The following is a 26,083-nucleotide window of genomic DNA, read 5'->3' on the forward strand; positions in this document are numbered from 1 at the left end:
CACTGCCCCTTATCCTTTAATTCCGGCACCAGCGATGCCGCGAATAAAATAGCGCTGGAAGAAGATATAAAGTAACAACATCGGGATAATCGCCAGCAATGCGCCCGCCATTAACATCGGATATTCCACGCCTGAGCGTCCGGAAAGTGAGGCTAACCCCACCGGTAATGTCATTTTATCCATGGAGGTGTTGACGATCAGCGGCCACATTAAGTTATTCCAGCTCCACAATCCGTTAATAATGACGCAGGCAATCAGCCCTGGTTTAATTAATGGCAGCATAATTTTGAAGAAAATAGTCAGATGGTTATACCCATCCATAATGGCTGCCTCTTCCAGTTCTTTAGGTACTGACAGAAAAAACTGACGCAATAAAAAGGCGCTATATATGCTGAATAAACCCGGTAGCACCAGTCCAGGAATTGAGTTCAGCAAACCGATTTTTTCAACGGTTAAAAACTGTGGGATTAAAAAGATCTGACCGGGCACCATCAGAATTGAAATACACAGCATAAACAGGACATCTCGCCCTTTAAAACGCAGTCGGGAGAAACCGTACGCTGCCATTGCCGCAATCAGCGTCTGCAAAATGACGATGACCAACGTGGAGACGATCGAGTTAAAGTAAAAGCTGCCAAAAGGCATTTCATGCAAGATTTTACCGTAAGCCTGAAACCCTGGGTTGGCAGGTAGCAGGATCGGCGGAAAGGCGATGCTTTCTGCCTGGGTTTTAAAAGAGGTGATGATCATCCAGATGAAGGGAACCACAGTTACCAGCGTCGCGAGGATCATCAAGCCGTAAATTAGCCATTTTTCACGTTTAGTCATGAACATCGTGGTTGCCTCACTGTGCTTTAAGTCGTTTACCAATCCATATTTGCAGCAGCGTCAGGACCATCGTGATAACGAAAATCACCACGGCGATCGCTGAGGCATACCCTTTTTCATGGTAGATAAAGGCGTATTTATAGAAGAGATAGGCGATAGTCATCGTCTGATCGTCCACCATGGATGAACTGCCAAACAGCAGATAAACCACATCGAAAATTTGCAGCGTTTCGATAAAAGAGATCACCAGTACGAAAAACAACGTGGGGATCATTAGCGGTAAGGTAATAGACCAGAATCCACGAAATTTGCTGATGCCATCCAGCGACATCGCTTCATAAATTTGTTTGGGGATCCCCTGCAATCCAGCGAGCAGAATGATCATCTTCAGCGCAATAGCCGACCAGATGATAACCAACGAGGCGCTCAGGCGGACGACATCGGGATCGGATAACCAACCGATGGCCGGAAGATCGAAAAAGGCCAGGATCTGATTAATTAAGCCGAAGTTTCGGTTCATCAACCACTGCCAGACCATAGCAATGGCCGCAGGCATAGTGACAGCGGGCAGAAATAACAGCGTGCGAAACAACCACTGACCGCGAATCGCCTGATTCAGGCCAATTGCGAGCAGTAATGACAAAACGGTGATTATTGGTACGCAAATAAAAACATAGGCTAAGGTGTTATATATTGCTGAACGAAACTCATCATCGCTGAATAAATTAATATAGTTATCTAAGCTGATCGTCGTCCAGATCTGAAACTCTCCCAGGTCAGTGAAACTATAAAAAACGTTCTGGAAGAATGGAGTAAAGTAAAAAACAATTAACCCCGCCAGTAACGGCATAATCATTATCCATCCCCAGAAGCGTTCTTCTTTTTCCAGCTTGGTCAGGGATTTTTTTTGCACTTCTCTGGCCGGTAATTGTGGGGATGCAGCTTCATCTGAATAGCTCATACAGACTCCGGGGTGCTCACTGTGCAACCAAAGTATATTGCGCGGGCGAAAGCGAGAGGGAGCATGGCTCCCTCAGGATTATTTCTGCATTTCTCGTTCAACGCGTTTAGCAACACCAGGCATGACTTTCTCTGGGTCAGTACCCGTCCACACTTTTTCAAGCCATCATTCAGAATGCTGTTCCACTTAGCGGTATTGGAGCCCGCGGTTGGATATTTATGTGAGAAAGCCAACGAATCGATATAGGCTGAAACATCAATATCCTTAAAGCCTTCAGCCCACTCTTTGGCCACTTTTTGGTTAGCGGGGATCACGACTTTTCCCGTAGCCAGAGTCTGCTGCGCATGCTCAGAACTCATGAACTCAATGAACTTCCACGCCGCATCTTTATGCTGACTTTTGGCTGACATAGCAAATGCAAGACTATGGGATACACCTGCCTGCTCTGCCATTTTTGGCATTGGCACTACGCCGATGTGATCTTTAATCAACTCGTTTTGAGAGAAGGGTAATGCCCACCATGAGCCTGCGTAGACCATGGCTACCCGGTTTGACTGGAAGACGTCTGAGGCTTCCATCTCGCCTGGCGGTTGGATTAGTCCCGCGTTCAGCATGCCTTGAACATCGCGATAGACGGCGATAGCTTTGTCATTGGCAACATCCGTTTTGCCCTCAGGTAGTACAATCTTATCCCCGGCCTGTAATAGCAGGTTAAAGTAACTATCCTGTCCGCTGCTGAATTCCATTGCCAGTGGATAAGACTGTTTATCCAGCCCTTTACGTAACTGATCTGATTTTTGTTTTAGATCGTTCCACGTCCAGTTTTTATCGGGATAACTCACACCAGCCTGATCGAACATTTTTTTGTTGTACCAGACGGCAATTGCATCAATATCCCTTGGGATGGCATATTGTTGCGACTGGTATTGGTAGGCATCGACTGAGCTTTTAACAAAATCATCCAGTTTCGGCGCTGATTTATCTTTCAGATAACTACTTAGTGGTTCCAGCATGCCATTTTTCACATATTGCTGGAAATTAGGCATGTTCATCCAGAATACATCCGGTGCTACATTTCCACCGACTGCTGAACTGAGTTTGATAAAATACTGGTCATAAGGAGTTAGTTCAATTTCGACCTTAATTCCGGGGTTGTCTTTTTCAAATTCATTAACGAGCTGTTGTTCGCCAGGGAGTTGATTGCGGTCCCATAACGTGTAGCGTAATTTAACAGGCTTTGCGTCCGACTGGCCTTCAGCACTCGCGAAGACAGGAGTTGCCAGTAAACAGGAAATAAGACAAGCCAATGCGACATTATTTTTATTCAGGGTATACATAACTTCCCTCTTTATTCAGGTCAGAATGCTTATGAGGTAAATTACAGGAGCCTATGAATAATCTGTTTTACACCGGAGAAAGTCAAAGCAGTAAAAAAGAGGGGATTATCGCATTAAAACAAGGTCGTCTTTCGGTAGGTTTCTCTTTTATCAAAACGAAAATATAACGTAAAACAATGGTGGTATTATTTCTTTTAATTTCATGTCGTTAGGTTCATTTGGTAGGTTTGAATCGAAAAAAATAGATGTTTAAAAAAACCTCTTAAAATGCGAACGTTATCACTTTATTTGTTGAAGCATCGACATCAAAAACGGGGACAAATCCCCGTTTTTTCGTTGGCTTTCGTTTCGATAATCAGGTCACTGGCGCCGGGTTAAACACCGCCAGCTGGTTATGCAGTCCCCACTGATCTGAGAAGGTTTTCTTACGTCCGCTGGCGACGTCGAGAATAAACTCGAACAGTTTCAGACCCACGTCTTCAATGGTTTCTTCTCCGGTAGCGATGGTACCGGCGTTGATGTCCATCAGGTCAAACCAACGATTGGCCAGCTCGGTGCGTGTCGCCATTTTAATCACCGGCACGGCCATCAGGCCATACGGCGTACCGCGACCGGTGGTAAAGACTTGTATTGTGATCCCGGAAGCAACCTGTTGCGTACCGCAGACAAAATCGCTGGCGGGGGTGGCAGCGTAAATCAGGCCACGTTTGGTTGGACGCTGGCCCGGCGACAAGACTTCGACAATCGCGCTCTTGCCCGACTTCGCAATAGAACCCAGCGCTTTTTCCACCACGTTTGCCAGACCGCCTTTCTTGTTGCCCGGTGATGGGTTGGCGCTCCGGTCAGTCTTGCCCATATCCAGGTAGTTATCGTACCAGGCCATCTCTTCGAGCAGGCGTTTACCCACCTCTTCGTTAATCGCGCGCGGGGTCAGAAGGTGGATGGCATCGCGCACTTCAGTTACTTCGGAGAACATCACTGTCGCGCCGCAGCGTACTAACAGGTCGGAGGCATAACCTACCGCTGGGTTGGCCGTCACGCCGGAAAACGCATCGCTGCCGCCGCACTGCATGCCGACCACCAGTTCTGATGCCGGGCAGGTTTCACGCTGGCGCTGATTGAGCTTTGCCAGATGGCGTTCGGCCACTTGCAAAATATCGGCAACCATCGATTGAAAGCCGACGTGTTTTTCATCCTGCAGGCTGACGATGCTGGCGCTGTCGACCGGAATGCTTTTTACATCGTGCGTACCTTCCAGCAGGCGCTCTGGCTGCAGTTTTTCACAGCCGAGGCCAATGACCATTACCTCACCGCCAAAGTTAGGGTTCAGCGCAATATTATGAATAGTTCGAATGGGCACGATGGCGGCTGGAGCGTTAATCGCCACGCCGCAACCGTACAGATGATTGAGCCCCACCACACCGTCAACATTCGGGTATTTGGGCAGCAGATCGCATTCAATGATTTTCACCACATAGTCCACCACGCCCGCCACGCAGTGCACGCTGGTGGAGATGCCGAGCAGATTCTTGGTGCCAACGCTACCGTCAGCATTGCGGTAACCTTCGAAGGTATAACCCTCGAGAGGCGGCAGCGGCTCAGGCACTTTAGTTGCCAGCGGCAGCGTCTCCAGCGGCGGAGCCTTGGGCAGCTCAACCATTGATTCATCAATCCAACTGCCGCGGGGGATGTCGCGAACGGCATAGCCTATCACTTCGCCATAACGCACGATTTCACCATGAACAGGAATATCCACGAGCGCCACTTTATGACCCTGGGGAATATGTTCAATGAGTTCCAGTCCGTCCGGAAAACGCGTTCCGGCTTTCAGACCATTGTCATTGACAATTATCGCCACATTATCTGTTTCGTGAACTTTAATATAAAACGCCGTTGGCGATTCTTGTCTAATTTCGATGTCGGCCATTGTCCAGTATTCTCCAACAAGTGGTGATAATAGTGTGGATATTTATATTTTGAATCTTATTGTCAGTAATAAAGATTCGGTATCGTGAAATAAGAATGTCAGGAGTTTATCGTGAAGAATGTGACAATGATCACTTAAACTCAGCAAGGCCGCACCAGCAGGGGTAGCAATACGTAAATGTGTGGATTAGCGCCCACGCATGTGTGCATATGCCCAAAACATTATTTTCATAACGCATGTTTAATGAGCGCTTGCACAATGATTAACGTTGCGCTGCTGATTATACTAAATCACGGTTTCATTGCGTCTGATAAATTATTATACGTTTTTATTATCGGTAATTTATCACCAGGGATATCTGCCAAATAATAATAAAAACTTTTATGTACCCGAGGTAATTAGAATGATACTGGATACAGTTGTCGAAAAAAAGAAAGGTACGCACACCCGTTACTTAATATTGCTAATAATATTTATTGTTACCGCCGTTAACTACGCGGACCGTGCCACGCTATCTATTGCCGGCACGGAAGTGGCGAAAGAGTTGCAGCTCAGTGCCATTTCAATGGGTTACATTTTCTCCGCCTTCGGTTGGGCTTACCTGTTGATGCAAATCCCTGGCGGCTGGCTGCTGGATAAGTTCGGTTCGAAGAAAGTCTACACTTACAGTCTGTTCTTCTGGTCACTGTTCACCTTTCTGCAGGGTTTTGTCGATATGTTCCCGCTGGCCTGGGCGGGTATTTCAATGTTCATCATGCGCTTTATGCTGGGCTTCTCGGAAGCACCGTCCTTCCCGGCGAACGCCCGTATTGTGGCCGCCTGGTTCCCGACGAAAGAGCGCGGTACGGCATCTGCGATTTTTAACTCCGCACAATATTTCTCCCTGGCGCTGTTTTCGCCGCTGCTGGGCTGGCTGACCTTTGCCTGGGGCTGGGAGCACGTCTTTACCGTGATGGGCGTGATCGGTTTTGTGCTCACCGGCCTGTGGGTAAAGTTTATTCATAACCCAACCGATCACCCGCGTATGTCGCAGGAAGAGCTGAAGTTTATCTCTGAAAACGGCGCGGTCGTGGATATGGACCATAAAAAGCCCGGCGATGTGAAATCAGGTGGTCCTAAACTGCATTATATCAAGCAGTTGCTGACCAACCGCATGATGCTTGGCGTGTTCTTCGGACAGTATTTTATTAACACCATCACCTGGTTTTTCCTTACCTGGTTCCCGATTTACCTGGTACAGGAAAAAGGCATGTCGATCCTGAAAGTCGGTCTGGTGGCGTCGATTCCTGCGCTGTGCGGATTTGCCGGTGGCGTGCTCGGCGGTGTGTTCTCTGATTATCTGATTAAACGTGGCTTCAGCATCACTTTGGCACGTAAGCTGCCGATTGTGCTCGGAATGTTGCTCGCGTCGACCATTATTCTGTGTAACTACACCGATAACACCACCCTGGTTGTCGCGCTGATGGCGCTGGCGTTCTTCGGCAAAGGCTTCGGCGCGCTGGGTTGGCCGGTGATCTCCGATACTGCACCGAAAGAAATCGTCGGTCTGTGCGGTGGGGTATTTAACGTATTTGGCAACGTAGCCTCTATCGTCACCCCGCTGGTGATTGGTTATCTGGTGAGCGAGCTGCACTCATTTAATGCTGCGCTGATGTTTGTAGGGTGTTCGGCGCTGATGGCAATGGTTTGCTACCTGTTTATTGTCGGTGACATTAAACGTATGGAATTGCAGAAATAAACAAAGGTATAGGCGATGAATAACACGATTTTCCCGAATAAGTTTAAAGCGGCCCTCGCGGCGCAACAGATTCAGATTGGCTGCTGGTCTGCATTGGCCAGCCCAATCAGTACCGAGGTTTTAGGTCTGGCAGGCTTTGACTGGCTGGTACTGGACGGCGAACACGCGCCGAACGATATCTCGACGTTTATCCCGCAATTGATGGCGCTGAAAGGCAGCGCCAGCGCGCCGGTCGTACGCGTGCCGACCAACGAGCCGGTGATTATCAAGCGCCTGCTGGATATTGGGTTTTACAACTTCCTGATCCCGTTCGTTGAGACACAAGAAGAGGCGGTGAACGCCGTGGCGTCGACCCGCTATCCGCCTGAAGGTATTCGCGGCGTGTCCGTCTCCCATCGCGCCAATATGTTTGGCACCGTACCGGACTACTTTGCGCAATCGAATAAGAACATCACCATCATCGTGCAGATCGAAAGTCAGCAGGGCGTTGATAACGTTGACGCCATCGCGGCGACCGAAGGCGTAGACGGTGTCTTCGTCGGCCCAAGCGATCTGGCTGCGGCGCTAGGCCACCTCGGCAATGCGTCGCATCCTGATGTGCAGAAAGCTATCCAGCACATTTTTGCCCGCGCGAAAGCACATGGCAAACCAAGCGGAATTCTGGCCCCGGTAGAGGCGGATGCGCGTCGTTATCTGGAGTGGGGCGCGACCTTTGTTGCCGTTGGCAGCGACCTTGGCGTGTTCCGTTCAGCCACACAGAAACTGGCTGATTCTTTTAAGAAATAACCACCATCGACAGTAGAGAGAGATAAAGACATGACAATGAAAGTTGGTTTTATTGGCCTCGGTATCATGGGTAAACCAATGAGTAAAAACCTCCTCAAGGCAGGTTACTCGTTGGTGGTTGCTGACCGTAACCCGGAATCCATTGCGGAAGTCATTGCCGCAGGTGCAGAAACCGCCGCCACGGCGAAAGATATTGCTGAGCAGTGCGACGTGATCATCACCATGCTGCCGAACTCTCCGCATGTTAAGGAAGTGGCGCTGGGTGAAGGCGGAATTATTGAAGGGGCGAAACCGGGCACAGTGCTTATCGATATGAGCTCCATTGCACCGTTGGCCAGCCGTGAAATCAGCGACGCGCTGAAAGCGAAAGGCGTGGATATGCTGGACGCGCCGGTAAGCGGCGGAGAGCCAAAAGCGATTGATGGTACGTTGTCGGTAATGGTCGGCGGCGATAAAGCGATTTTCGACAAGTATTACGATCTGCTGAAAGCGATGGCGGGTTCAGTGGTACATACCGGCGACATTGGCGCGGGTAACGTCACTAAGTTGGCGAACCAGGTGATTGTGGCGCTGAACATTGCGGCGATGTCTGAAGCGCTGACGCTGGCGACCAAGGCGGGTGTGAACCCGGATCTGGTGTATCAGGCGATCCGTGGCGGACTGGCGGGAAGCACCGTGCTGGACGCGAAAGCGCCGATGGTCATGGACCGCAACTTTAAGCCAGGTTTCCGTATTGACCTGCATATCAAAGATTTGGCGAATGCGCTGGACACTTCTCATGGGGTCGGCGCGCAGTTGCCGCTGACTGCTGCAGTCATGGAGATGATGCAGGCACTTCGCGCAGATGGGCTGGGCACCGCCGATCACAGCGCGCTCGCATGCTACTACGAAAAACTGGCGAAAGTGGAAGTCACACGCTAACAAGAAGGGCGCGGATGTGCGCCCTGTATTTCTTGCCTTGCGCGGCACAGTCAGGCTACATAACTATGAAAATCGTAATTGCCCCAGACTCTTATAAAGAAAGTCTATCTGCCACTGAGGTCGCTCAGGCAATAGAAAAAGGATTTCGGGAAATATTTCCCGATGCGCAATATGTTTCAGTTCCGGTGGCCGACGGCGGCGAAGGAACGGTCGAAGCCATGATTGCCGCCACGCAAGGGAGTGAATATTCCGCGTGGGTAACGGGGCCGCTGGGCGAAAAAGTGAATGCCTGCTGGGGCATGTCCGGAGATGGTAAAACTGCGTTTATCGAAATGGCGGCAGCCAGCGGTCTGGCGTTAGTACCTCCCGATAAGCGTAACCCATTAGTCACCACGTCACGCGGTACCGGGGAATTGATTTTGCAGGCGTTGGATAGCGGGGCGCAGAGCATTATTATCGGCATTGGCGGTAGTGCAACCAACGATGGTGGCGCGGGTATGGTGCAGGCTCTGGGGGCGAAACTTTGCGACGCTAACGGGACAGAGATTGGCTACGGGGGCGGCAGTCTGATGAGCCTCAACAGCATCGACATTTCCGGTCTGGATCCGCGATTAAAAACCTGCTCCATTCGCGTGGCCTGCGATGTGACCAATCCGCTCACAGGTGATACTGGCGCTTCGCGCATCTTCGGCCCGCAGAAAGGGGCGACGGAAGAACGCATTCTCGAACTGGACCGAAATTTGTCTCACTATGCCGACATCATTAAAAAATCGCTGCGGGTTGAGGTGAAAGAGGTTCCCGGCGCAGGAGCGGCAGGCGGAATGGGTGCCGCGTTAATGGCTTTTTTAGGCGCGGACCTGCGCAGTGGTATTGAGATTGTGACCCAGGCGCTCAACCTGGAAGAGCATATTCACGACTGTACGCTGGTGGTGACCGGCGAAGGACGCATCGACAGCCAGAGTATTCACGGCAAAGTGCCGGTTGGCGTGGCGAATGTCGCGAAGAAATACCACAAACCGGTAATTGGTATTGGCGGCAGCCTGACGCGCGATGTGGAGGTAGTGCATCAATATGGTATCGATGCGGTGTTTAGCGTATTGACCAGCATCAGCACGCTGGAAGAGGCCTTCCGTGGGGCATTTGATAATATTTATCGCGCCTCAAGAAACATCGCTGCCACGTTAGCGATAGGAATGCGCAGTGCGGGGTGACATTACCCCGCAAACCCTCTATACTGCGCGCCGAAGCTGACCAGACAGTCGCCGCTTCGTCGTCGTCCTCTTCGGGGGAGACGGGCGGAGGGGAGGAAAGTCCGGGCTCCATAGGGCAGGGTGCCAGGTAACGCCTGGGGGGGAAACCCACGACCAGTGCAACAGAGAGCAAACCGCCGATGGCCCACGTAAGTGGGATCAGGTAAGGGTGAAAGGGTGCGGTAAGAGCGCACCGCGCGGCTGGTAACAGTCCGTGGCACGGTAAACTCCACCCGGAGCAAGGCCAAATAGGGGTTCACAAGGTACGGCCCGTACTGAACCCGGGTAGGCTGCTTGAGCCAGTGAGCGATTGCTGGCCTAGATGAATGACTGTCCACGACAGAACCCGGCTTATCGGTCAGCTTCACTCTTTATAAAACCCCGCTTCGGCGGGGTTTTTGCTTTCCGGATAAGCCAGATGAATGACTGTCCACGACGCTATGTTCAAAAGAACGCGGCTTATCGGTCAGCTCCACTCTTTATGAAACCCCGCTTCGGCGGGGTTTTTGCTTTCCGGATAGGCCAGATGAATGACTGTCCACGACGCTATACTCAAAAGAACGCGGCTTCTCGGTCAGCTTCACTCTTTATAAAACCCCGCTTTGATGGGTTTTTTGCTTTCCGTATAGGCCAGATGAATGACTGTCCACGACGCTATGCTCAAAAGAACGCGGCTTATCGGTCAGCTTCACTCTTTATAAAACCCCGCTTTGATGGGTTTTTTGCTTTCCGTATAGGCCAGATGAATGACTGTCCACGACGCTATGCTCAAAAGAACGCGGCTTATCGGTCAGCTTCACTCTTTATAAAACCTCGCTTTGATGGTTTTTTTGCTTTCTGGGCAGGTTGTTATGCCTGATGGCGCTGCGCTTATCAGGCCTACAGGGATGGCTGGAACGGGTTTTGTAGGCCGGATAAGTTGTTTACACCGCCATCCGGCAGACGTTTTACCTGTCGCGTTACGCTTGGTTTAACACGATTCTGGCGTTTATTTTCTCTTCATCTACTCTTTATTTGACCTTTATTTATGCGCTGAACGTCTTTTATTTGAGGGAATGCGTTGTGGGATATTTCCGTTTTTGTGATGGCTAGCACAAAACGCTGCGCGATACGTTTTTATCGAGAATAATCGAACGCAATCGATCGCCATCACAAAATTACGCGCTAATAAAGTGTACAAAATCAGTGTTAATATAATGTTGCATGTGATAATTATTTGTATTATATAGATTGAATTTTAATAAACGCAATGTTTCTTTGCAAACAAATATGGCGAAAAAATGTGATGCATGGCGTTATTTAATCACCACAAACGGTAAAATATAATTATATTTGATAAATTACTCATTAAATTTAAGTGTCATTCTGCCCGATAATTGCGCTGTAATTGATTGAAATATAGCCTTTCCTGGTTTTTAGAAATAACAGATAAAATGGCGATGTTATAGCCATAAAAAATCGTTATCCCCCCATCTTTTTTTGATTAAAGTCAGGGTAAAGTGAGATTGGTATTTAATATCTATCTGATTAATAAAGGATTTCAATTCTCATAATAGTCTTACAAAATGTAAGTCAAGGGGATTTGTGAGGGGTAGCACATATCCTTGTTTGCTTAATTTGATACACTTCCTGCCGTCAACAAAGTAATTAACGCAGGTCGATATGAATACTATTACACTCCCTAAAACACAGCACTTAGTGGTCTTTCAGGAAGTCATTAGAAGCGGTTCTATCGGCTCAGCTGCAAAAGAATTAGGTTTAACTCAACCCGCTGTCAGTAAAATCATCAACGATGTTGAGGCTTATTTTGGTATTGAGTTAGTTGTGCGTAAAAATACTGGTGTGACATTGACTCAGGCAGGTCAGGTGATGCTCTCATGGTCTGAATCAATTACCCGTGAAATGAAAAACATGGTTGATGAGATGAACAGCATGACGAGCAATGCGGTCGTTGATGTGTCGTTTGGTTTTCCTTCACTGATTGCCTTCACCATCATGTCCGGCATGATTAAAAAATTCAAAGAGGTATTCCCGAAAGCACAGGTTTCTATGTATGAAGCTCAGCTCTCCTCGTTCTTACCGGCAATCCGTGACGGGCGTCTGGATTTTGCCATCGGTACGCTTAGCGATGAGATGAAATTGCACGATCTGCATGTGGAGCCGCTCTTTGAGTCAGACTTTATCCTGGTTGCCAGCAAGTCCCGAACATGCACCGGCATCACCTCGCTGAGCGCGTTGAAAAACGAACAGTGGGTGTTGCCACAAACGAATATGGGGTACTACAGCGAACTTCTTACCACGTTACAGAATAATGGCATCAGCAGTGAAAACATCGTTAATACTGACTCCGTCGTCACCATTTATAATCTTGTTCTCAATGCTGATTTCTTAACAGTAATTCCCTGCGATATGACCACACCGTTTGGCTCAAACCAGTTTATTACTATCCCGGTACAAGAAACCTTACCCGTCGCGCGTTATGCCGCCGTGTGGTCGAAAAATTATCGAATTAAAAAAGCAGCATCTATTTTGGTGGAATTAGCCAAAGAGTATTCATCATATAATTGTCGGAGACGAAGGCAATTAATTGAAATTGATTAAATATTGAAATTGTTTTAACACAAAATAAACGCCATCTGTCTATATCTGACAATGGTCACGGCTATCTATTTACTTTAATACCCTAGTAAGAGGTTCTAATGCACATTACATACGATCTCCCAGTTGCAATTGAAGATATCCTCGAAGCGAAAAAAAGACTGGCGGGGAAAATTTATAAAACGGGAATGCCTCGCTCTAACTATTTTAGTGAACGTTGCAAAGGGGAAATTTTCCTCAAGTTTGAAAACATGCAGCGTACCGGTTCATTTAAAATCCGTGGCGCTTTTAACAAGCTCAGTTCCTTAACAGAAGCAGAAAGAATGAAGGGCGTGGTGGCTTGCTCTGCAGGTAACCATGCGCAAGGGGTTTCTCTCTCCTGCGCTATGCTCGGTATCGACGGCAAAGTGGTGATGCCGAAAGGCGCACCGAAGTCTAAAGTAGCGGCAACCTGCGATTATTCCGCGGAAGTTGTGCTGCATGGCGACAACTTCAACGACACCATCGCTAAGGTTAGCGAGATTGTGGAAACGGAAGGCCGTATCTTTATTCCACCATATGATGACCCGAAAGTTATTGCTGGTCAGGGCACTATTGGTCTGGAAATTCTGGAAGATCTGTATGATGTCGATAACGTGATTGTGCCAATTGGCGGTGGTGGACTGATTGCGGGTATTGCGGTGGCAATTAAATCTATTAACCCGACCATTAAAATTATTGGCGTGCAGTCTGAAAACGTTCACGGCATGGCGGCTTCTTTCCACGCTGGAGAAATAACCACGCACCGAACGACCGGCACCCTGGCGGATGGTTGTGACGTCTCTCGCCCGGGTACTTTAACGTATGAAATCGTTCGTGAGTTGGTGGATGACATTGTCCTGGTCAGCGAAGATGAAATTCGCAACAGCATGGTGGCATTAATTCAGCGAAATAAAGTTGTAACTGAAGGTGCCGGTGCGCTGGCATGCGCAGCATTATTAAGCGGGAAATTAGATAGCTATATCCAGAACAGAAAAACAGTCAGCATTATTTCTGGCGGTAATATCGACCTTTCTCGTGTATCTCAAATTACTGGTTTAGTTGACGCTTAATATACTTCGTTGAGGATAGGATATGAGTACTACTGATAGCATTGTATCCAGCCAGACAAAACAGTCGTCCTGGCGCAAATCGGACACCACCTGGACACTGGGTTTATTTGGTACAGCCATCGGCGCTGGGGTGCTGTTCTTCCCTATCCGCGCAGGTTTTGGCGGACTGATCCCCATTCTGATCATGCTGGTGTTAGCATACCCCATCGCGTTCTATTGCCACCGTGCGCTGGCACGCCTGTGTCTTTCCGGTTCTAATCCTTCCGGTAACATCACAGAAACGGTTGAAGAGCACTTTGGTAAAACGGGCGGCGTGGTTATCACGTTCCTCTACTTCTTTGCGATTTGTCCGCTGCTGTGGATTTATGGCGTCACCATTACCAACACCTTTATGACCTTCTGGGAAAACCAGCTGCAAATGCCAGCATTGAACCGTGGCTTCGTGGCGCTGTTCCTGTTGCTGCTGATGGCATTCGTCATCTGGTTTGGTAAAGATCTGATGGTTAAAGTGATGAGCTACCTGGTATGGCCGTTCATTGCCAGCCTGGTGCTTATCTCTCTGTCACTGATTCCTTACTGGAACTCTGCGGTTATCGATCAGGTTGATATCAGCAATATCGCTCTGACTGGCCATGACGGCATCCTGGTTACCGTGTGGCTGGGTATTTCCATCATGGTGTTCTCTTTCAACTTCTCGCCAATCGTTTCTTCCTTCGTGGTCTCTAAACGCGAAGAGTATGAGAAAGATTTCGGTCGCGAATTTACCGAGCAGAAATGTTCTAAAATCATCTCCCGCGCCAGTATGCTGATGGTTGCGGTGGTAATGTTCTTCGCCTTTAGCTGCCTGTTCACGCTGTCTCCGGCAAACATGGCGGATGCGAAAGCGCAGAACATTCCAGTACTGTCTTATCTGGCGAACCACTTCGCTTCACTGTCCGGGACGAAGTCCACCTTCGCGACCGTTCTGGAATACGGTGCTTCTATTATCGCCCTGGTTGCTATCTTCAAATCGTTCTTCGGCCACTACCTGGGTACGCTGGAAGGTCTGAACGGTCTGGTGCTGAAGTTTGGTTACAAAGGCGATAAGACCAAAGTTTCCGCCGGCAAACTGAACACCATCAGCATGATCTTCATCATGGGTTCCACCTGGGTTGTGGCTTACGCCAACCCGAACATCCTGGACCTTATTGAAGCAATGGGCGCGCCGATTATTGCCTCTCTGCTCTGCCTGCTGCCGATGTATGCCATCCGTAAAGCGCCATCACTGGCGAAATACCGTGGCCGTCTGGATAACGTGTTTGTTACCGTGATTGGTCTGCTGACCATCCTGAACATTGTCTACAAACTGTTTTAATCCTTAAGCTCAGGATGAGCGGAGTAGTGAAATGAATGAGTTTCCGGTAGTACTGGTTATTAACTGTGGTTCGTCTTCCATTAAATTCTCAGTGCTGGATGCAGCTAACTGTGAAGTTTTAATGGCGGGAATCGCGGACGGTATTAACTCTGAAAATGCGTTCATAGCAATTAATGGAGGAGAGCCAGCTAAGCTGGCTCACCACAGCTACGAAGACGCATTAAAAGCAATTGCCGTTGAACTAGAGAAACGTAATTTAATGGACAGCGTGGCCTTAATTGGCCACCGCATTGCACACGGCGGAAATATCTTTACCGAATCAGCAATTATTACTGACGAAGTTATTGATAATATCCGCCGGGTATCGCCGCTAGCACCGTTACATAATTATGCGAATCTGAGTGGGATCGAATCTGCTCAGCACCTTTTCCCTGGCCGACAGCAGGTTGCGGTATTTGATACAAGCTTCCACCAGACGATGGCCCCTGAAGCCTATTTGTACGGTTTACCGTGGAAATATTTCGAAGAGTTGGGCGTTCGTCGTTACGGCTTCCACGGCACGTCGCATCGCTATGTTTCTCAGCAAGCGCATGACCTTCTTGACCTGCAGAGTGATGACTCGGGTCTGGTTGTGGCTCACCTGGGGAACGGTGCGTCAATCTGTGCGGTGCGTAACGGGCAGAGCGTTGATACCTCAATGGGCATGACGCCGCTGGAAGGGCTGATGATGGGCACACGCAGCGGCGATGTCGATTTCGGCGCGATGGCGTGGATTGCCAGCGAAACCAACCAGACGCTGAGCGACCTTGAGCGCGTAGTGAATAAAGAGTCCGGTTTACTGGGTATTTCCGGTTTGTCCTCTGACTTACGTACGTTAGAAAAAGCCTGGCACGAGGGACATGAGCGTGCGCAGCTGGCGATTAAAACGTTTGTGCATCGTATCGCGCGTCATATCGCCGGCCATGCTGCATCGCTGCATCGTCTTGATGGGATTATTTTCACCGGTGGCATAGGTGAGAACTCGGTATTAATTCGTCGTCTGGTTATTGAGCACCTTGCTGTTTTAGGCGTGAATATCGACAACGAAATGAATAGTCTGCCAAATTCCCATGGCGAAAGAATTATCTCAAATAAAGATGCTCGTGTTGTTTGTGCGGTAATTCCCACAAACGAAGAGAAAATGATTGCACGTGATGCCATTGCATTAGGCAAAATTAATACTCCAGTAGCATTTGCATAATTAATTTTCAGCAGAGAGATTATTTTTCATGAAGGTAAATATCGATACCAGCGATATGCTGTATGCCGAAGCCTGGAATGGCTTTAAAGGTACGGACTGGAAAGAAGAAATTAATGTCCGTGATTTTATTCAGCACAACTATACGCCTTATGAAGGGGATGAATCTTTCCTCGCCGAAGCAACGCCTGCGACCACTGCATTGTGGGAAAAAGTGATGGCGGGCATCCGTATTGAAAACTCGACGCACGCGCCGGTTGATTTCGATACTAATATTGCTACCACGATAACCGCGCATGATGCGGGTTATATTGAACAAGAACTGGAAAAAATCGTTGGTCTGCAAACGGATAAGCCGCTCAAGCGCGCTCTGCATCCGTTTGGTGGCATCAACATGATCAAAAGCTCTTTTGATGCTTATGGTCGTGAGATGGATGCTGATTTTGAATACCAGTTTACTGAACTGCGTAAAACCCATAACCAGGGCGTATTCGACGCCTACTCTCCGGATATGCTGCGCTGCCGTAAATCCGGCGTGCTGACCGGTCTGCCGGACGGCTATGGTCGTGGCCGTATCATCGGTGACTATCGCCGCGTGGCGCTGTACGGTATTCGCTACCTGGTGCGCGAGCGTGAACTGCAGTTTGCCGATCTCCAGTCGAACCTGGAGTGGGGCCAGAATCTTGAAGCCACGATTCGTCTGCGTGAAGAGCTGTCTGAGCACCGTCGCGCTCTGCTGCAAATGCAGGAAATGGCTGCGAAGTATGGCTGCGATATCTCCCGCCCGGCGCGTAATGCGCAAGAAGCGGTGCAGTGGGTGTACTTTGCTTACCTGGCTGCGGTGAAATCGCAGAACGGCGGCGCGATGTCGCTGGGCCGTACCGCATCGTTCCTAGACATCTACATTGAGCGCGATTTCAAAGCGGGGATTTTAAACGAGCAGCAGGCGCAGGAGCTGATCGACCACTTCATTATGAAGATCCGTATGGTGCGCTTCTTGCGTACGCCGGAATTCGACACCCTGTTCTCAGGCGACCCTATCTGGGCGACCGAAGTTATCGGTGGTATGGGGCTTGATGGCCGCACGCTGGTGACGAAGAACTCGTTCCGCTATCTGCATACGCTGCACACCATGGGCCCGGCACCAGAGCCGAACCTGACGGTGCTGTGGTCTGAACAGCTACCAATCGCCTTTAAAAAGTACGCTGCCCAGGTGTCTATCATCACCTCGTCTTTGCAGTATGAAAACGACGATTTGATGCGTGCCGACTTTGACAGCGATGACTATGCCATTGCCTGCTGCGTCAGCCCGATGGTTATCGGCAAACAAATGCAGTTCTTCGGGGCGCGTGCCAACCTCGCTAAAACGTTGCTGTACGCAATCAACGGCGGCGTGGATGAGAAGCTGAAAATCCAGGTCGGGCCGAAAACGGCACCACTGATGGATGACGTGCTGGACTACGACACGGTGATGGAGAGCCTGGACCACTTTATGGACTGGCTGGCCGTGCAGTACATCAGCGCGCTGAACATCATCCACTACATGCACGACAAGTACAGCTACGAAGCTTCGCTGATGGCGCTGCACGATCGTGATGTCTATCGCACAATGGCCTGTGGTATGGCGGGTCTGTCCGTGGCGGCGGATTCTCTGTCGGCTATCAAATACGCTCGCGTGAAACCGATTCGCGATGAAAACGGCCTGGCAATTGATTTCGAAATCGAAGGCGACTATCCGCAATACGGCAACAACGACGAGCGCGTAGACAGTATTGCCTGCGATCTGGTCGAACGCTTTATGAAGAAAATTAAAGTGTTGCCAACCTACCGTAACGCGGTGCCGACGCAGTCCATTCTGACCATCACCTCCAACGTGGTGTACGGACAGAAAACCGGTAACACGCCGGACGGACGTCGCGCAGGTACGCCGTTTGCGCCAGGGGCGAACCCGATGCACGGCCGCGATCGTAAAGGTGCGGTGGCGTCGTTAACCTCGGTCGCCAAACTGCCGTTCACCTATGCCAAAGATGGTATCTCGTACACCTTCTCCATTGTGCCGGCAGCGCTGGGCAAAGAGGATGGAGTGCGTAAAACCAACCTGGTCGGTCTGCTGGACGGTTACTTCCACCATGAAGCTCATGTGGAAGGTGGGCAGCATCTGAACGTTAACGTTATGAACCGTGAAATGTTGATGGATGCCATTGAGCACCCGGAAAACTATCCGAACCTGACGATCCGCGTGTCTGGCTATGCGGTGCGCTTCAACGCGCTGACCCGCGAACAGCAGCAGGATGTTATTTCACGTACTTTCACCCAGGCGCTCTGACGCCGGAGGGACTATGAGAAAAGTTATTGCAACCGAATGTGCGCCAGGGGCGATTGGGCCTTACGTACAGGGTGTGGATCTGGGCAGCATGGTGTTGACGTCAGGTCAAATCCCGGTGTGTCCACAGACCGGTGAAGTGGCTGAAAACGTATCCGATCAGGCGCGTCAAAGCCTGGAAAACGTGAAAGCGATTGTCGAGTCTGCAGGTTTGAAAGTGAGCGATATCGTCAAGACCACCGTTTTCGTTTCCGACCTGAACGACTTCGCCACCATCAATCAGGTGTACCAGCAGTTCTTTGATGAGCATAAGGCAATCTACCCTACGCGCAGCTGCGTGCAGGTCGCCCGCTTACCCAAGGATGTGAAGCTGGAGATTGAAGCCATCGCCGTACGTGGCGACACGCTGTAATCCCTTGCGGGGCGATCTCAGGATCGCCCCGATCCTTAATGAGTGTGAAACCTGGTCTTCACTGAACGGCAATCCGAGGGTGTGGATATGATTAGCGCATTCGATATTTTCAAGATTGGCATTGGACCTTCCAGCTCCCATACCGTGGGGCCAATGAACGCAGGTAAAAGCTTTATCGATCTGTTGGTCAGCAGCGGGGAACTCCCCAAAGCTACGCATATTGTGGTCGATCTTTATGGATCGCTTTCCTTGACCGGAAAAGGTCATGCGACAGATGTCGCCATCATGATGGGACTGGCCGGTAACAGTCCACAAAATGTTAATATAGATTCTATCGCTGGTTTTACTCAGGAAGTGGCCCGTACCGGACGTTTACCGGTTGCAGAGGGCACGCATGTTGTCGATTTTTCCCCAGACGAAAATATTCTCTTTCATACCGAAACGCTGCCGCGCCATGAAAATGGCATGCGTATCACCGCGTGGAACGGCACCGAGACACTATTAAGCAAAACCTATTACTCCGTCGGCGGTGGTTTTATCGTAGAAGAGGAGCAATTTGGTCAGGCGCATGATGTTGAAGCACACGTACCCTACAATTTTCATTCCGCCAGCGAACTGCTGAAACTGTGCGAGCGCAACGGGCTGTCTGTTTCCGGCCTGATGATGCAAAACGAACTGGCGATGCGCAGCAAAGAAGAAATCGATGCTGGCTTTGCTGCTATCTGGGACGTTATGCACGCTGGAATTGAGCGCGGCATGAACACCGAAGGCGTTCTGCCGGGTCCACTGAACGTCCCGCGCCGCGCCGTGGCATTACGTCGGTTGCTGGTTTCCAGCGATAACCTGTCCAGCGACCCGATGAACGTTATCGACTGGATCAACATGTTTGCGCTGGCCGTGAGCGAAGAAAACGCCGCCGGATGCCGGGTTGTGACGGCACCGACCAATGGAGCATGTGGGATTATCCCTGCTGTCCTGGCCTATTACGACAAGTTCCGCCGCCCGGTGAATGCAAACTCCATTGCCCGCTACTTACTGGCTGCGGGGGCGATAGGTGCGCTGTATAAGATGAACGCCTCGATTTCGGGTGCCGAAGTGGGCTGCCAGGGTGAGATTGGCGTTGCTTGTTCAATGGCAGCAGCTGGGCTGACCGAGTTGCTCGGCGGTAGCCCGTCTCAGGTGTGTATTGCGGCGGAAATCGCCATGGAGCATAACCTGGGACTGACCTGCGATCCGGTCGCCGGACAAGTGCAAATACCGTGTATTGAGCGCAATGCGATCAACGCGGTAAAAGCCGTCAACGCCGCGCGTATGGCGCTACGTCGAACATCTGAGCCACGCGTTTCGCTCGATAAAGTGATCGAGACCATGTATGAAACGGGCAAAGATATGAACGACAAATACCGTGAAACGTCACGTGGTGGTCTGGCTATCAAAGTGATTTGCACTTAACTAAATTTGTGTTTATTTCTCCTTTGGGCGCACTTGAGTGCGCCCTTTTTTTTGTTGTGATCCGCTTCAAAAAGGGAAATTAATCCCATTTTGTAAATATAAAATAGAAAAATTTTATTAAACATTATGAAATGAGTGGGTATTTATGTGAAGTTTTTCTCTGACCCTCGGCGTATGATTTCTCCATTCTAACGAACTCGCCTGCACGACTCGTACCGCGTATCGCATTGATGCGGAACGGAAAAATAATAAAACCTTACCCTACATTTTGAGCGAGATTTTTATGGAAACGGCAACGAATAACAGCGTAATACTCGACGCATCTGCTCCGGCGCGTCGGGCGGGGATGACCGAAAGTGAATGGCGTGAAGCCATTAAATTCGACAGCATGGACACTGGCTGGGTCATTATGAGTATCGGTATGGCAATTGGCGCGGGGATTGTTTTTCTTCCTGTCCAGGTCGGGTTAATGGGGCTGTGGGTGTTCTTGCTGTCCTCTATCATTGGCTACCCAGCCATGTATCTGTTCCAGCGTCTGTTTATCAATACGCTGGCTGAGTCCCCGGAATGTAAAGACTACCCGAGCGTGATCAGCGGCTATCTGGGTAAGAACTGGGGCATCCTGTTAGGTGCGTTGTATTTTGTGATGCTGGTTATCTGGATGTTTGTCTATTCCACCGCCATCACCAACGATAGCGCCTCTTATCTGCACACGTTTGGCGTTACTGAAGGTTTACTGTCCGACAGCCCGTTCTATGGCCTGGTGCTGATTTGCATCCTGGTGGCCATCTCGTCACGCGGGGAAAAACTGCTGTTTAAAATCTCCACCGGCATGGTACTGACCAAGCTGCTGGTAGTGGCAGCGCTTGGCGTATCGATGGTTGGGATGTGGCATTTGTATAACGTAGGTTTGCTGCCGCCGATGGCGCTTCTGATCAAAAACGCGATCATAACGTTGCCATTTACGCTGACCTCAATTCTGTTTATTCAGACATTAAGCCCGATGGTTATCTCGTATCGTTCTCGCAACAAATCCATTGAAGTGGCGCGCCATAAAGCCCTGCGAGCGATGAATATCGCGTTCGGCATTCTGTTCGTGACCGTCTTTTTCTACGCCGTTTCCTTCACGTTGGCGATGGGCCATGACGAAGCGGTTAAAGCTTATGAGCAGAATATTTCCGCTCTGGCGATTGCCGCGCAGTTTATCAGCGGTGCGGGTGCTGGTTGGGTGAAAATCGTCAGCGTTGTTCTGAACATCTTTGCCGTTATGACCGCTTTCTTCGGCGTCTACTTAGGTTTCCGTGAAGCGACTCAGGGGATCGTAATGAACGTGCTGCGCCGCAAAATGCCAGCCGAGAAAATCAACGAAACCCTGGTTCAGCGCGGCATTATGATTTTTGCCATCCTGCTGGCCTGGAGTGCAATTGTGCTCAATGCGCCGGTACTGAGCTTCACCTCTATTTGTAGTCCTATCTTCGGCATGGTGGGTTGTCTGATCCCGGCCTGGCTGGTCTACAAAGTTCCTTCACTGCACAAATACAAAGGCGCTTCCCTGTATCTGATTATTATCACGGGCCTGCTGCTGTGCGTTTCTCCGTTCCTGGCATTTTCCTGAGTTATCTGAGCAAAGGTTGTTGTTATGTTTGAGACTACATTGAATCCATTATGGGATAGTTTTATCTGCGCGGTACAGGAAGAGGTTAAGCCTGCGCTGGGTTGTACGGAACCTATCTCTCTGGCGCTGGCGGCAGCGGTCGCATCCTCTGAGCTGGACGGCGCGGTTGAACGTATCGATGCGTGGGTCTCACCGAACCTGATGAAAAACGGCATGGGCGTTACCGTGCCGGGTACTGGAATGGTCGGGTTACCTGTCGCGGCGGCGCTGGGTGCGCTGGGGGGAAATGCCCGTGCTGGTTTAGAGGTACTGAAAGATGCGTCGCCCCAAGCAATCGCTGATGCGAAAGCGATGTTGAGCGCTGGCAAGGTTGCGGTGATGCTGCAGGAACCTTGCGAGGATATCCTCTTTTCCCGCGCGAAGGTTTACAGCGCTGAAGGATGGGCGTGCGTGACGATTGTGGGCGGTCATACCAACATCGTCCACATCGAGACCAATAAGGGTGTAGTGTTCACCACAGAACAGAATACTCAGGAAGAGGAGCTGGAGTCGCCGCTGGCGGTATTGTCTCACACCTCGCTGGAAGAGATTCTGGCGTTCGTGAACGCGGTACCGTTTGAGTCGATCCGCTTTATTCTTGATGCGGCAAAGCTGAACGGTGCGCTGTCGCAGGAAGGGCTGCGCGGTAACTGGGGCTTGCACATCGGAACCACGCTTGAGAAGCAGTGCGCGCGTGGCCTGCTGGCGAACGATCTCTCCACCTCTATTTTGATCCGTACCAGTGCGGCATCGGATGCGCGAATGGGCGGGGCGACGCTGCCGGCCATGAGCAACTCCGGATCCGGCAATCAGGGTATTACCGCGACTGTTCCGGTCATGGTGGTGGCCGAGCACTTTGGCGCGGATGAGGAGAAACTGGCGCGGGCGCTAATGTTGTCTCACCTGAGCGCTATTTACATCCATCATCAGCTTCCGCGTTTGTCTGCGCTATGCGCGGCAACTACGGCGGCGATGGGCGCAGCAGCGGGGATGGCATGGATCGTGGATGGCCGCTACAACACCATCGCGATGGCGATCAGCAGCATGATTGGCGACGTGAGCGGAATGATTTGCGATGGCGCTTCAAACAGCTGCGCGATGAAAGTCTCAACCAGCGCATCTGCGGCGTGGAAAGCGGTGCTGATGGCACTGGATGATACTGCCGTAACCGGAAACGAAGGGATTGTGGCGCATAACGTGGAACAATCTATCGCTAACCTGTGTGCGCTGGCGTGTCGTTCGATGCAGGAAACCGACAAGCAGATCATTGAGATCATGGCCAGTAAGGCGCATTAATCTCCAGGTCGGGTAAGGCGTTGCCGCCACCCGGCATCAGTCAAAGCCGCCTGTTCAGGCGGCTTCTTCGTCTTCCAGCCGTAGCTCAGCATCGGCCACAATCGCTTCCAGCTCTGTCAGCATTTCTTCATAGCCGAAGGCAACTGTTTCCTGTTTTTTCAGCTCAACCTGCGGCTGGCGTTTTTTTGATGATTTCTTGCTCAATAGTCGTACTCCATTGTTTTCCCTGACTATACGGGCAAATCTATCAGCAAAGCGCGCAGCGGGGTATCGGCGACTAACGTTATGTTAGTTTCGTCACGAATAAATGCTCCATCGCCACAGGTGAGCGCTTCTTTTTCGGCGCCAGACGTCACCGCATGGAATCTGCCGTGAATCGACTGTAAATAAGCGCGTGGCCCATGTAACTGAAAACTCAGCGATTCACCTTGCTGCAGTTCAACGTGGTGCACCCATACCTGTTGGCGCAGATGCAGGCTGCCTTGTTCACCGTCCGGCGAGGCCAGCAGCTGATGCTTACCGGTACCCAGCGTGGCTTTCTGTACGCAGGCGTTTTCACGCTGCGGGCAGGCGTCCAGCCAGAGCTGCATCCGCGTTAACGGTTTGTCTTTGCTGATATTGTGTTCGCTATAGCTAATCCCGGGCTGTGTCGCGAGCAGTAAAACTTCGCCTGCTTTGGCCTTGATATGGTTGCCTTCGCTGTCTCGGTACTCTGCTTCCCCTTCAAGGATCAGATTGACGATATCCACCTTCGGATAGGTCCGTGGCTGGAAAGAGGCCCCCGGTGCCAGAACTTCCTGGTTCAGAACACGCAGCGAGGCATAACCCAGCAGTTTAGGATCAAAATAGTGTCCAAAGGAGAAGGTATAACGGGCCTGCAGCCAGCCGTAGTCTGCTTGCCCGCATTGTTTGGCTGTACGGGTAGTAATCATAGTTCTTGACCTCTCTTTACTTCCTTTTATGTTAAATGGCTAGACGCTGCATTGTTAGCCAGATATTCTGCCTGGTATGTTCAAATTTCCTGAATGAGAACGAGATGGCTAAAGAAAGGGCTTTAACGCTTGAGGCGTTACGCGTCATGGACGCAATAGACAGGCGCGGCAGCTTTGCCGCCGCAGCAGACGAACTGGGGCGCGTGCCTTCCGCACTTAGCTATACCATGCAGAAGCTGGAGGAAGAGCTGGACGTAGTGCTGTTTGACCGTTCAGGCCACCGCACAAAATTCACTAACGTCGGGCGTATGCTGCTGGAGCGTGGGCGCGTACTGCTGGAAGCTGCGGATAAGCTGACTACTGATGCCGAAGCGTTGGCTCGCGGATGGGAAACGCATTTGACTATCGTTACCGAAGCACTGGTGCCAACGGCGGCGTTTTTCCCCCTGATCGACAGACTGGCCGGGAAGGCCAATACCCAGCTTTCCGTTATTACCGAAGTTCTGGCCGGGGCGTGGGAGCGTCTTGAGCAGGGGCGGGCGGATATCGTGATTGCGCCGGATATGCATTTTCGCTCATCTTCCGAAATCAACTCGCGCAAGCTGTACTCACTGATGAACGTGTATGTGGCAGCACCGGATCATCCTATCCATCAGGAGCCGGAACCGTTATCGGAAGTCACCCGTGTGAAATACCGTGGGATCGCTGTGGCGGATACCGCCCGTGAACGTCCGGTGCTGACCGTTCAACTGCTGGATAAACAGCCGCGTCTGACGGTGAGTACGATAGAAGATAAACGTCAGGCGCTGCTGGCCGGATTGGGCGTAGCGACAATGCCGTACCCGCTGGTGGAAGAGGATATTGCAGCTGGTCGACTGCGGGTCGTTAGTCCGGAATCGACAAGCGAGATAGATATTATTATGGCCTGGCGTCGTGACAGCATGGGCGAGGCGAAATCCTGGTGTCTGCGAGAAATTCCCAAGCTGTTTGCGGGTAAATAAGAAATACGCCCCTCCAACGGAAGGGGCGTATTTAAATTCAGGATAACTGTTTGGGGTCAGCGCCGAAGCGGTTACTCCCCGGAGTGCCGTTTTGACAGTTGAAAATAATGATGATCAACCAGCCGACGATCGGGATCAATAGCACCAGCAGCCACCAGGCTGAACGATCCGTGTCATGTAAACGCCGGAACTGTACCGCCCACCACGGAATAAAGACCAGAACCCCGTAAATCGTCGTTAATATGCCTTCTCCTCCGGCGCGCTCCCAGCCAAACATTCTGTCCAGAATACCCAGCACGAACGTGAAGATGATGTTGACCAGCACAAACATCCAGTATTCTTTACGACGCGCGCGGCCACCAAAACCAAAGTAATTCTTTAATACGTTTAAATACCAATCCATTTTTGCCTCGTTCTGCGTTCAATTACTTGTTTTTAAAGCAATCAAATTAAGAATAGCTGCGAATGGAATGCTGGTAAATATTTGTGTTGTTAATTATTTGGCCTCCAAACGGGCAATGCCGATCAGTTAAGCATGTATGGTGAACATGTGATTCTTGCTCAGGGTTCCGTTCACCTCATGTGCGTTGCTTCTCTGATATCTTTATACCCGTGAACGGGCAAGGGAGGCTCACCGCCGCCTCCCTTGCAACCCAGGCTCCCGGCGGGAAAATCGTCGCTGCGCGATGTATTCGTCTTATTCCGTCTGCCTGTCGGGTCGGGGCCGAGCCTGCGTCCATGCAGGCCGTCCCCTCTGCCCGCATCCCTGCGGGCAGCCCCGGTCAGCCGTCAACGCCTCATCGATTTTCAGCCGGACCGGGGTCATCGCTGTAATGCTCTGACTTCCAGTTAAATCTGATTTGCTGTTCAGATATATTCAAAAAAAACGCAGATGGTCAGGTGTGGGCTGGTCCGGCTGAAAATTGCCGACGTGTTTCCGTAAGGCCGGGAGAACCCGCATGGATGCGGGTTCAGGGCGCGTTTT

General features: G+C 50.6%; 20 protein-coding genes, 1 other RNA gene and 1 pseudogene. 15 read left to right on the top strand and 7 right to left on the bottom strand.

Annotated elements, in window-relative coordinates:
* Window positions 1-9: 9 nt before the first annotated feature.
* From OGX67_RS24435 to garD, 4 genes and pseudogenes are all read right to left on the bottom strand, one after another.
* Complete coding sequence (locus OGX67_RS24435) at window positions 10-834, bottom strand: carbohydrate ABC transporter permease (protein ID WP_003024907.1); 825 nt, start codon at window positions 832-834, stop codon at window positions 10-12.
* Between the two features lie 10 nt (window positions 835-844).
* The gene (locus OGX67_RS24440; protein ID WP_057064126.1) at window positions 845-1,789 is read right to left on the bottom strand and encodes a carbohydrate ABC transporter permease; all 945 of its coding nucleotides are present in this window, start codon (window positions 1,787-1,789) and stop codon (window positions 845-847) included.
* A 78-nt stretch (window positions 1,790-1,867) separates the two neighbouring features.
* Window positions 1,868-3,126: pseudogene (locus tag OGX67_RS24445) on the bottom strand (ABC transporter substrate-binding protein).
* Window positions 3,127-3,481: 355 nt separating this feature from the next.
* Complete coding sequence (garD, locus tag OGX67_RS24450) at window positions 3,482-5,053, bottom strand: galactarate dehydratase (RefSeq protein ID WP_286527723.1); 1,572 nt, start codon at window positions 5,051-5,053, stop codon at window positions 3,482-3,484.
* A 403-nt stretch (window positions 5,054-5,456) separates the two neighbouring features.
* Here garD and garP point away from each other — a divergent pair, with 403 nt between their 5' ends.
* From garP to OGX67_RS24520, 14 genes are all read left to right on the top strand, one after another.
* The gene (gene garP, locus OGX67_RS24455; protein WP_003024898.1) at window positions 5,457-6,791 is read left to right on the top strand and encodes a galactarate/glucarate/glycerate transporter GarP; all 1,335 of its coding nucleotides are present in this window, start codon (window positions 5,457-5,459) and stop codon (window positions 6,789-6,791) included.
* A gap of 15 nt (window positions 6,792-6,806) precedes the next feature.
* Entirely contained in the window at window positions 6,807-7,577 is a 771-nt protein-coding gene (garL, locus tag OGX67_RS24460) for a 2-dehydro-3-deoxyglucarate aldolase (RefSeq protein WP_003840018.1), read from the top strand.
* A gap of 30 nt (window positions 7,578-7,607) precedes the next feature.
* Window positions 7,608-8,498, top strand: coding sequence for a 2-hydroxy-3-oxopropionate reductase (gene garR, locus OGX67_RS24465; RefSeq protein ID WP_003840019.1), 891 nt, complete (start codon window positions 7,608-7,610; stop codon window positions 8,496-8,498).
* 65 nt (window positions 8,499-8,563) lie between these two features.
* Window positions 8,564-9,709 (top strand): glycerate 2-kinase, encoded by a 1,146-nt coding sequence (gene garK / locus OGX67_RS24470; RefSeq protein WP_199880196.1) that lies wholly within the window; start codon window positions 8,564-8,566, stop codon window positions 9,707-9,709.
* A 32-nt stretch (window positions 9,710-9,741) separates the two neighbouring features.
* Window positions 9,742-10,118: RNase P RNA component class A (rnpB, locus tag OGX67_RS24475), an RNA gene on the top strand.
* Between the two features lie 1,292 nt (window positions 10,119-11,410).
* Complete coding sequence (gene tdcA, locus OGX67_RS24480; RefSeq protein WP_003024882.1) at window positions 11,411-12,349, top strand: transcriptional regulator TdcA; 939 nt, start codon at window positions 11,411-11,413, stop codon at window positions 12,347-12,349.
* 98 nt (window positions 12,350-12,447) lie between these two features.
* Window positions 12,448-13,437: a bifunctional threonine ammonia-lyase/L-serine ammonia-lyase TdcB gene (tdcB, locus tag OGX67_RS24485; protein WP_003024877.1), complete on the top strand. Its 990-nt coding sequence runs from the start codon at window positions 12,448-12,450 to the stop codon at window positions 13,435-13,437.
* Window positions 13,438-13,459: 22 nt separating this feature from the next.
* A complete protein-coding gene (gene tdcC, locus OGX67_RS24490) occupies window positions 13,460-14,791 on the top strand; it encodes a threonine/serine transporter TdcC (RefSeq protein WP_003024875.1) in 1,332 nt (443 codons plus the stop codon).
* A gap of 31 nt (window positions 14,792-14,822) precedes the next feature.
* Entirely contained in the window at window positions 14,823-16,031 is a 1,209-nt protein-coding gene (gene tdcD, locus OGX67_RS24495) for a propionate kinase (RefSeq protein ID WP_106672517.1), read from the top strand.
* Window positions 16,032-16,059: 28 nt separating this feature from the next.
* On the top strand, window positions 16,060-18,354 hold the full coding sequence (gene pflB, locus OGX67_RS24500; RefSeq protein WP_003024871.1) for a formate C-acetyltransferase: 2,295 nt from the start codon (window positions 16,060-16,062) through the stop codon (window positions 18,352-18,354).
* Between the two features lie 13 nt (window positions 18,355-18,367).
* Window positions 18,368-18,763, top strand: coding sequence for an enamine/imine deaminase (locus OGX67_RS24505; protein WP_003024870.1), 396 nt, complete (start codon window positions 18,368-18,370; stop codon window positions 18,761-18,763).
* Window positions 18,764-18,850: 87 nt separating this feature from the next.
* Entirely contained in the window at window positions 18,851-20,215 is a 1,365-nt protein-coding gene (tdcG, locus tag OGX67_RS24510) for an L-serine ammonia-lyase (RefSeq protein WP_003024868.1), read from the top strand.
* A gap of 283 nt (window positions 20,216-20,498) precedes the next feature.
* On the top strand, window positions 20,499-21,830 hold the full coding sequence (locus tag OGX67_RS24515) for an SLC5/6 family protein (RefSeq protein WP_016151027.1): 1,332 nt from the start codon (window positions 20,499-20,501) through the stop codon (window positions 21,828-21,830).
* Between the two features lie 24 nt (window positions 21,831-21,854).
* A complete protein-coding gene (locus OGX67_RS24520) occupies window positions 21,855-23,165 on the top strand; it encodes an L-cysteine desulfidase family protein (RefSeq protein WP_257651758.1) in 1,311 nt (436 codons plus the stop codon).
* A 54-nt stretch (window positions 23,166-23,219) separates the two neighbouring features.
* Here OGX67_RS24520 and OGX67_RS24525 read toward each other — a convergent pair whose 3' ends face one another.
* Together OGX67_RS24525 and OGX67_RS24530 are read right to left on the bottom strand one after the other, a co-directional pair.
* Window positions 23,220-23,369, bottom strand: a complete 150-nt coding sequence (locus tag OGX67_RS24525; RefSeq protein ID WP_003841507.1) for a protein YhaL — start codon at window positions 23,367-23,369, stop codon at window positions 23,220-23,222.
* 26 nt (window positions 23,370-23,395) lie between these two features.
* Window positions 23,396-24,097 (bottom strand): pirin family protein, encoded by a 702-nt coding sequence (locus OGX67_RS24530; protein WP_003024860.1) that lies wholly within the window; start codon window positions 24,095-24,097, stop codon window positions 23,396-23,398.
* Window positions 24,098-24,201: 104 nt separating this feature from the next.
* Here OGX67_RS24530 and yhaJ point away from each other — a divergent pair, with 104 nt between their 5' ends.
* Window positions 24,202-25,098, top strand: a complete 897-nt coding sequence (yhaJ, locus tag OGX67_RS24535; RefSeq protein ID WP_003024855.1) for a DNA-binding transcriptional regulator YhaJ — start codon at window positions 24,202-24,204, stop codon at window positions 25,096-25,098.
* Window positions 25,099-25,135: 37 nt separating this feature from the next.
* Here yhaJ and OGX67_RS24540 read toward each other — a convergent pair whose 3' ends face one another.
* Complete coding sequence (locus tag OGX67_RS24540) at window positions 25,136-25,501, bottom strand: DUF805 domain-containing protein (protein ID WP_071696779.1); 366 nt, start codon at window positions 25,499-25,501, stop codon at window positions 25,136-25,138.
* Window positions 25,502-26,083: the final 582 nt, after the last annotated feature.

It is taken from the genome of Citrobacter sp. Cf118, assembly GCF_030334095.1.
GTDB classification, from domain to species: Bacteria; Pseudomonadota; Gammaproteobacteria; order Enterobacterales; family Enterobacteriaceae; genus Citrobacter; species Citrobacter freundii.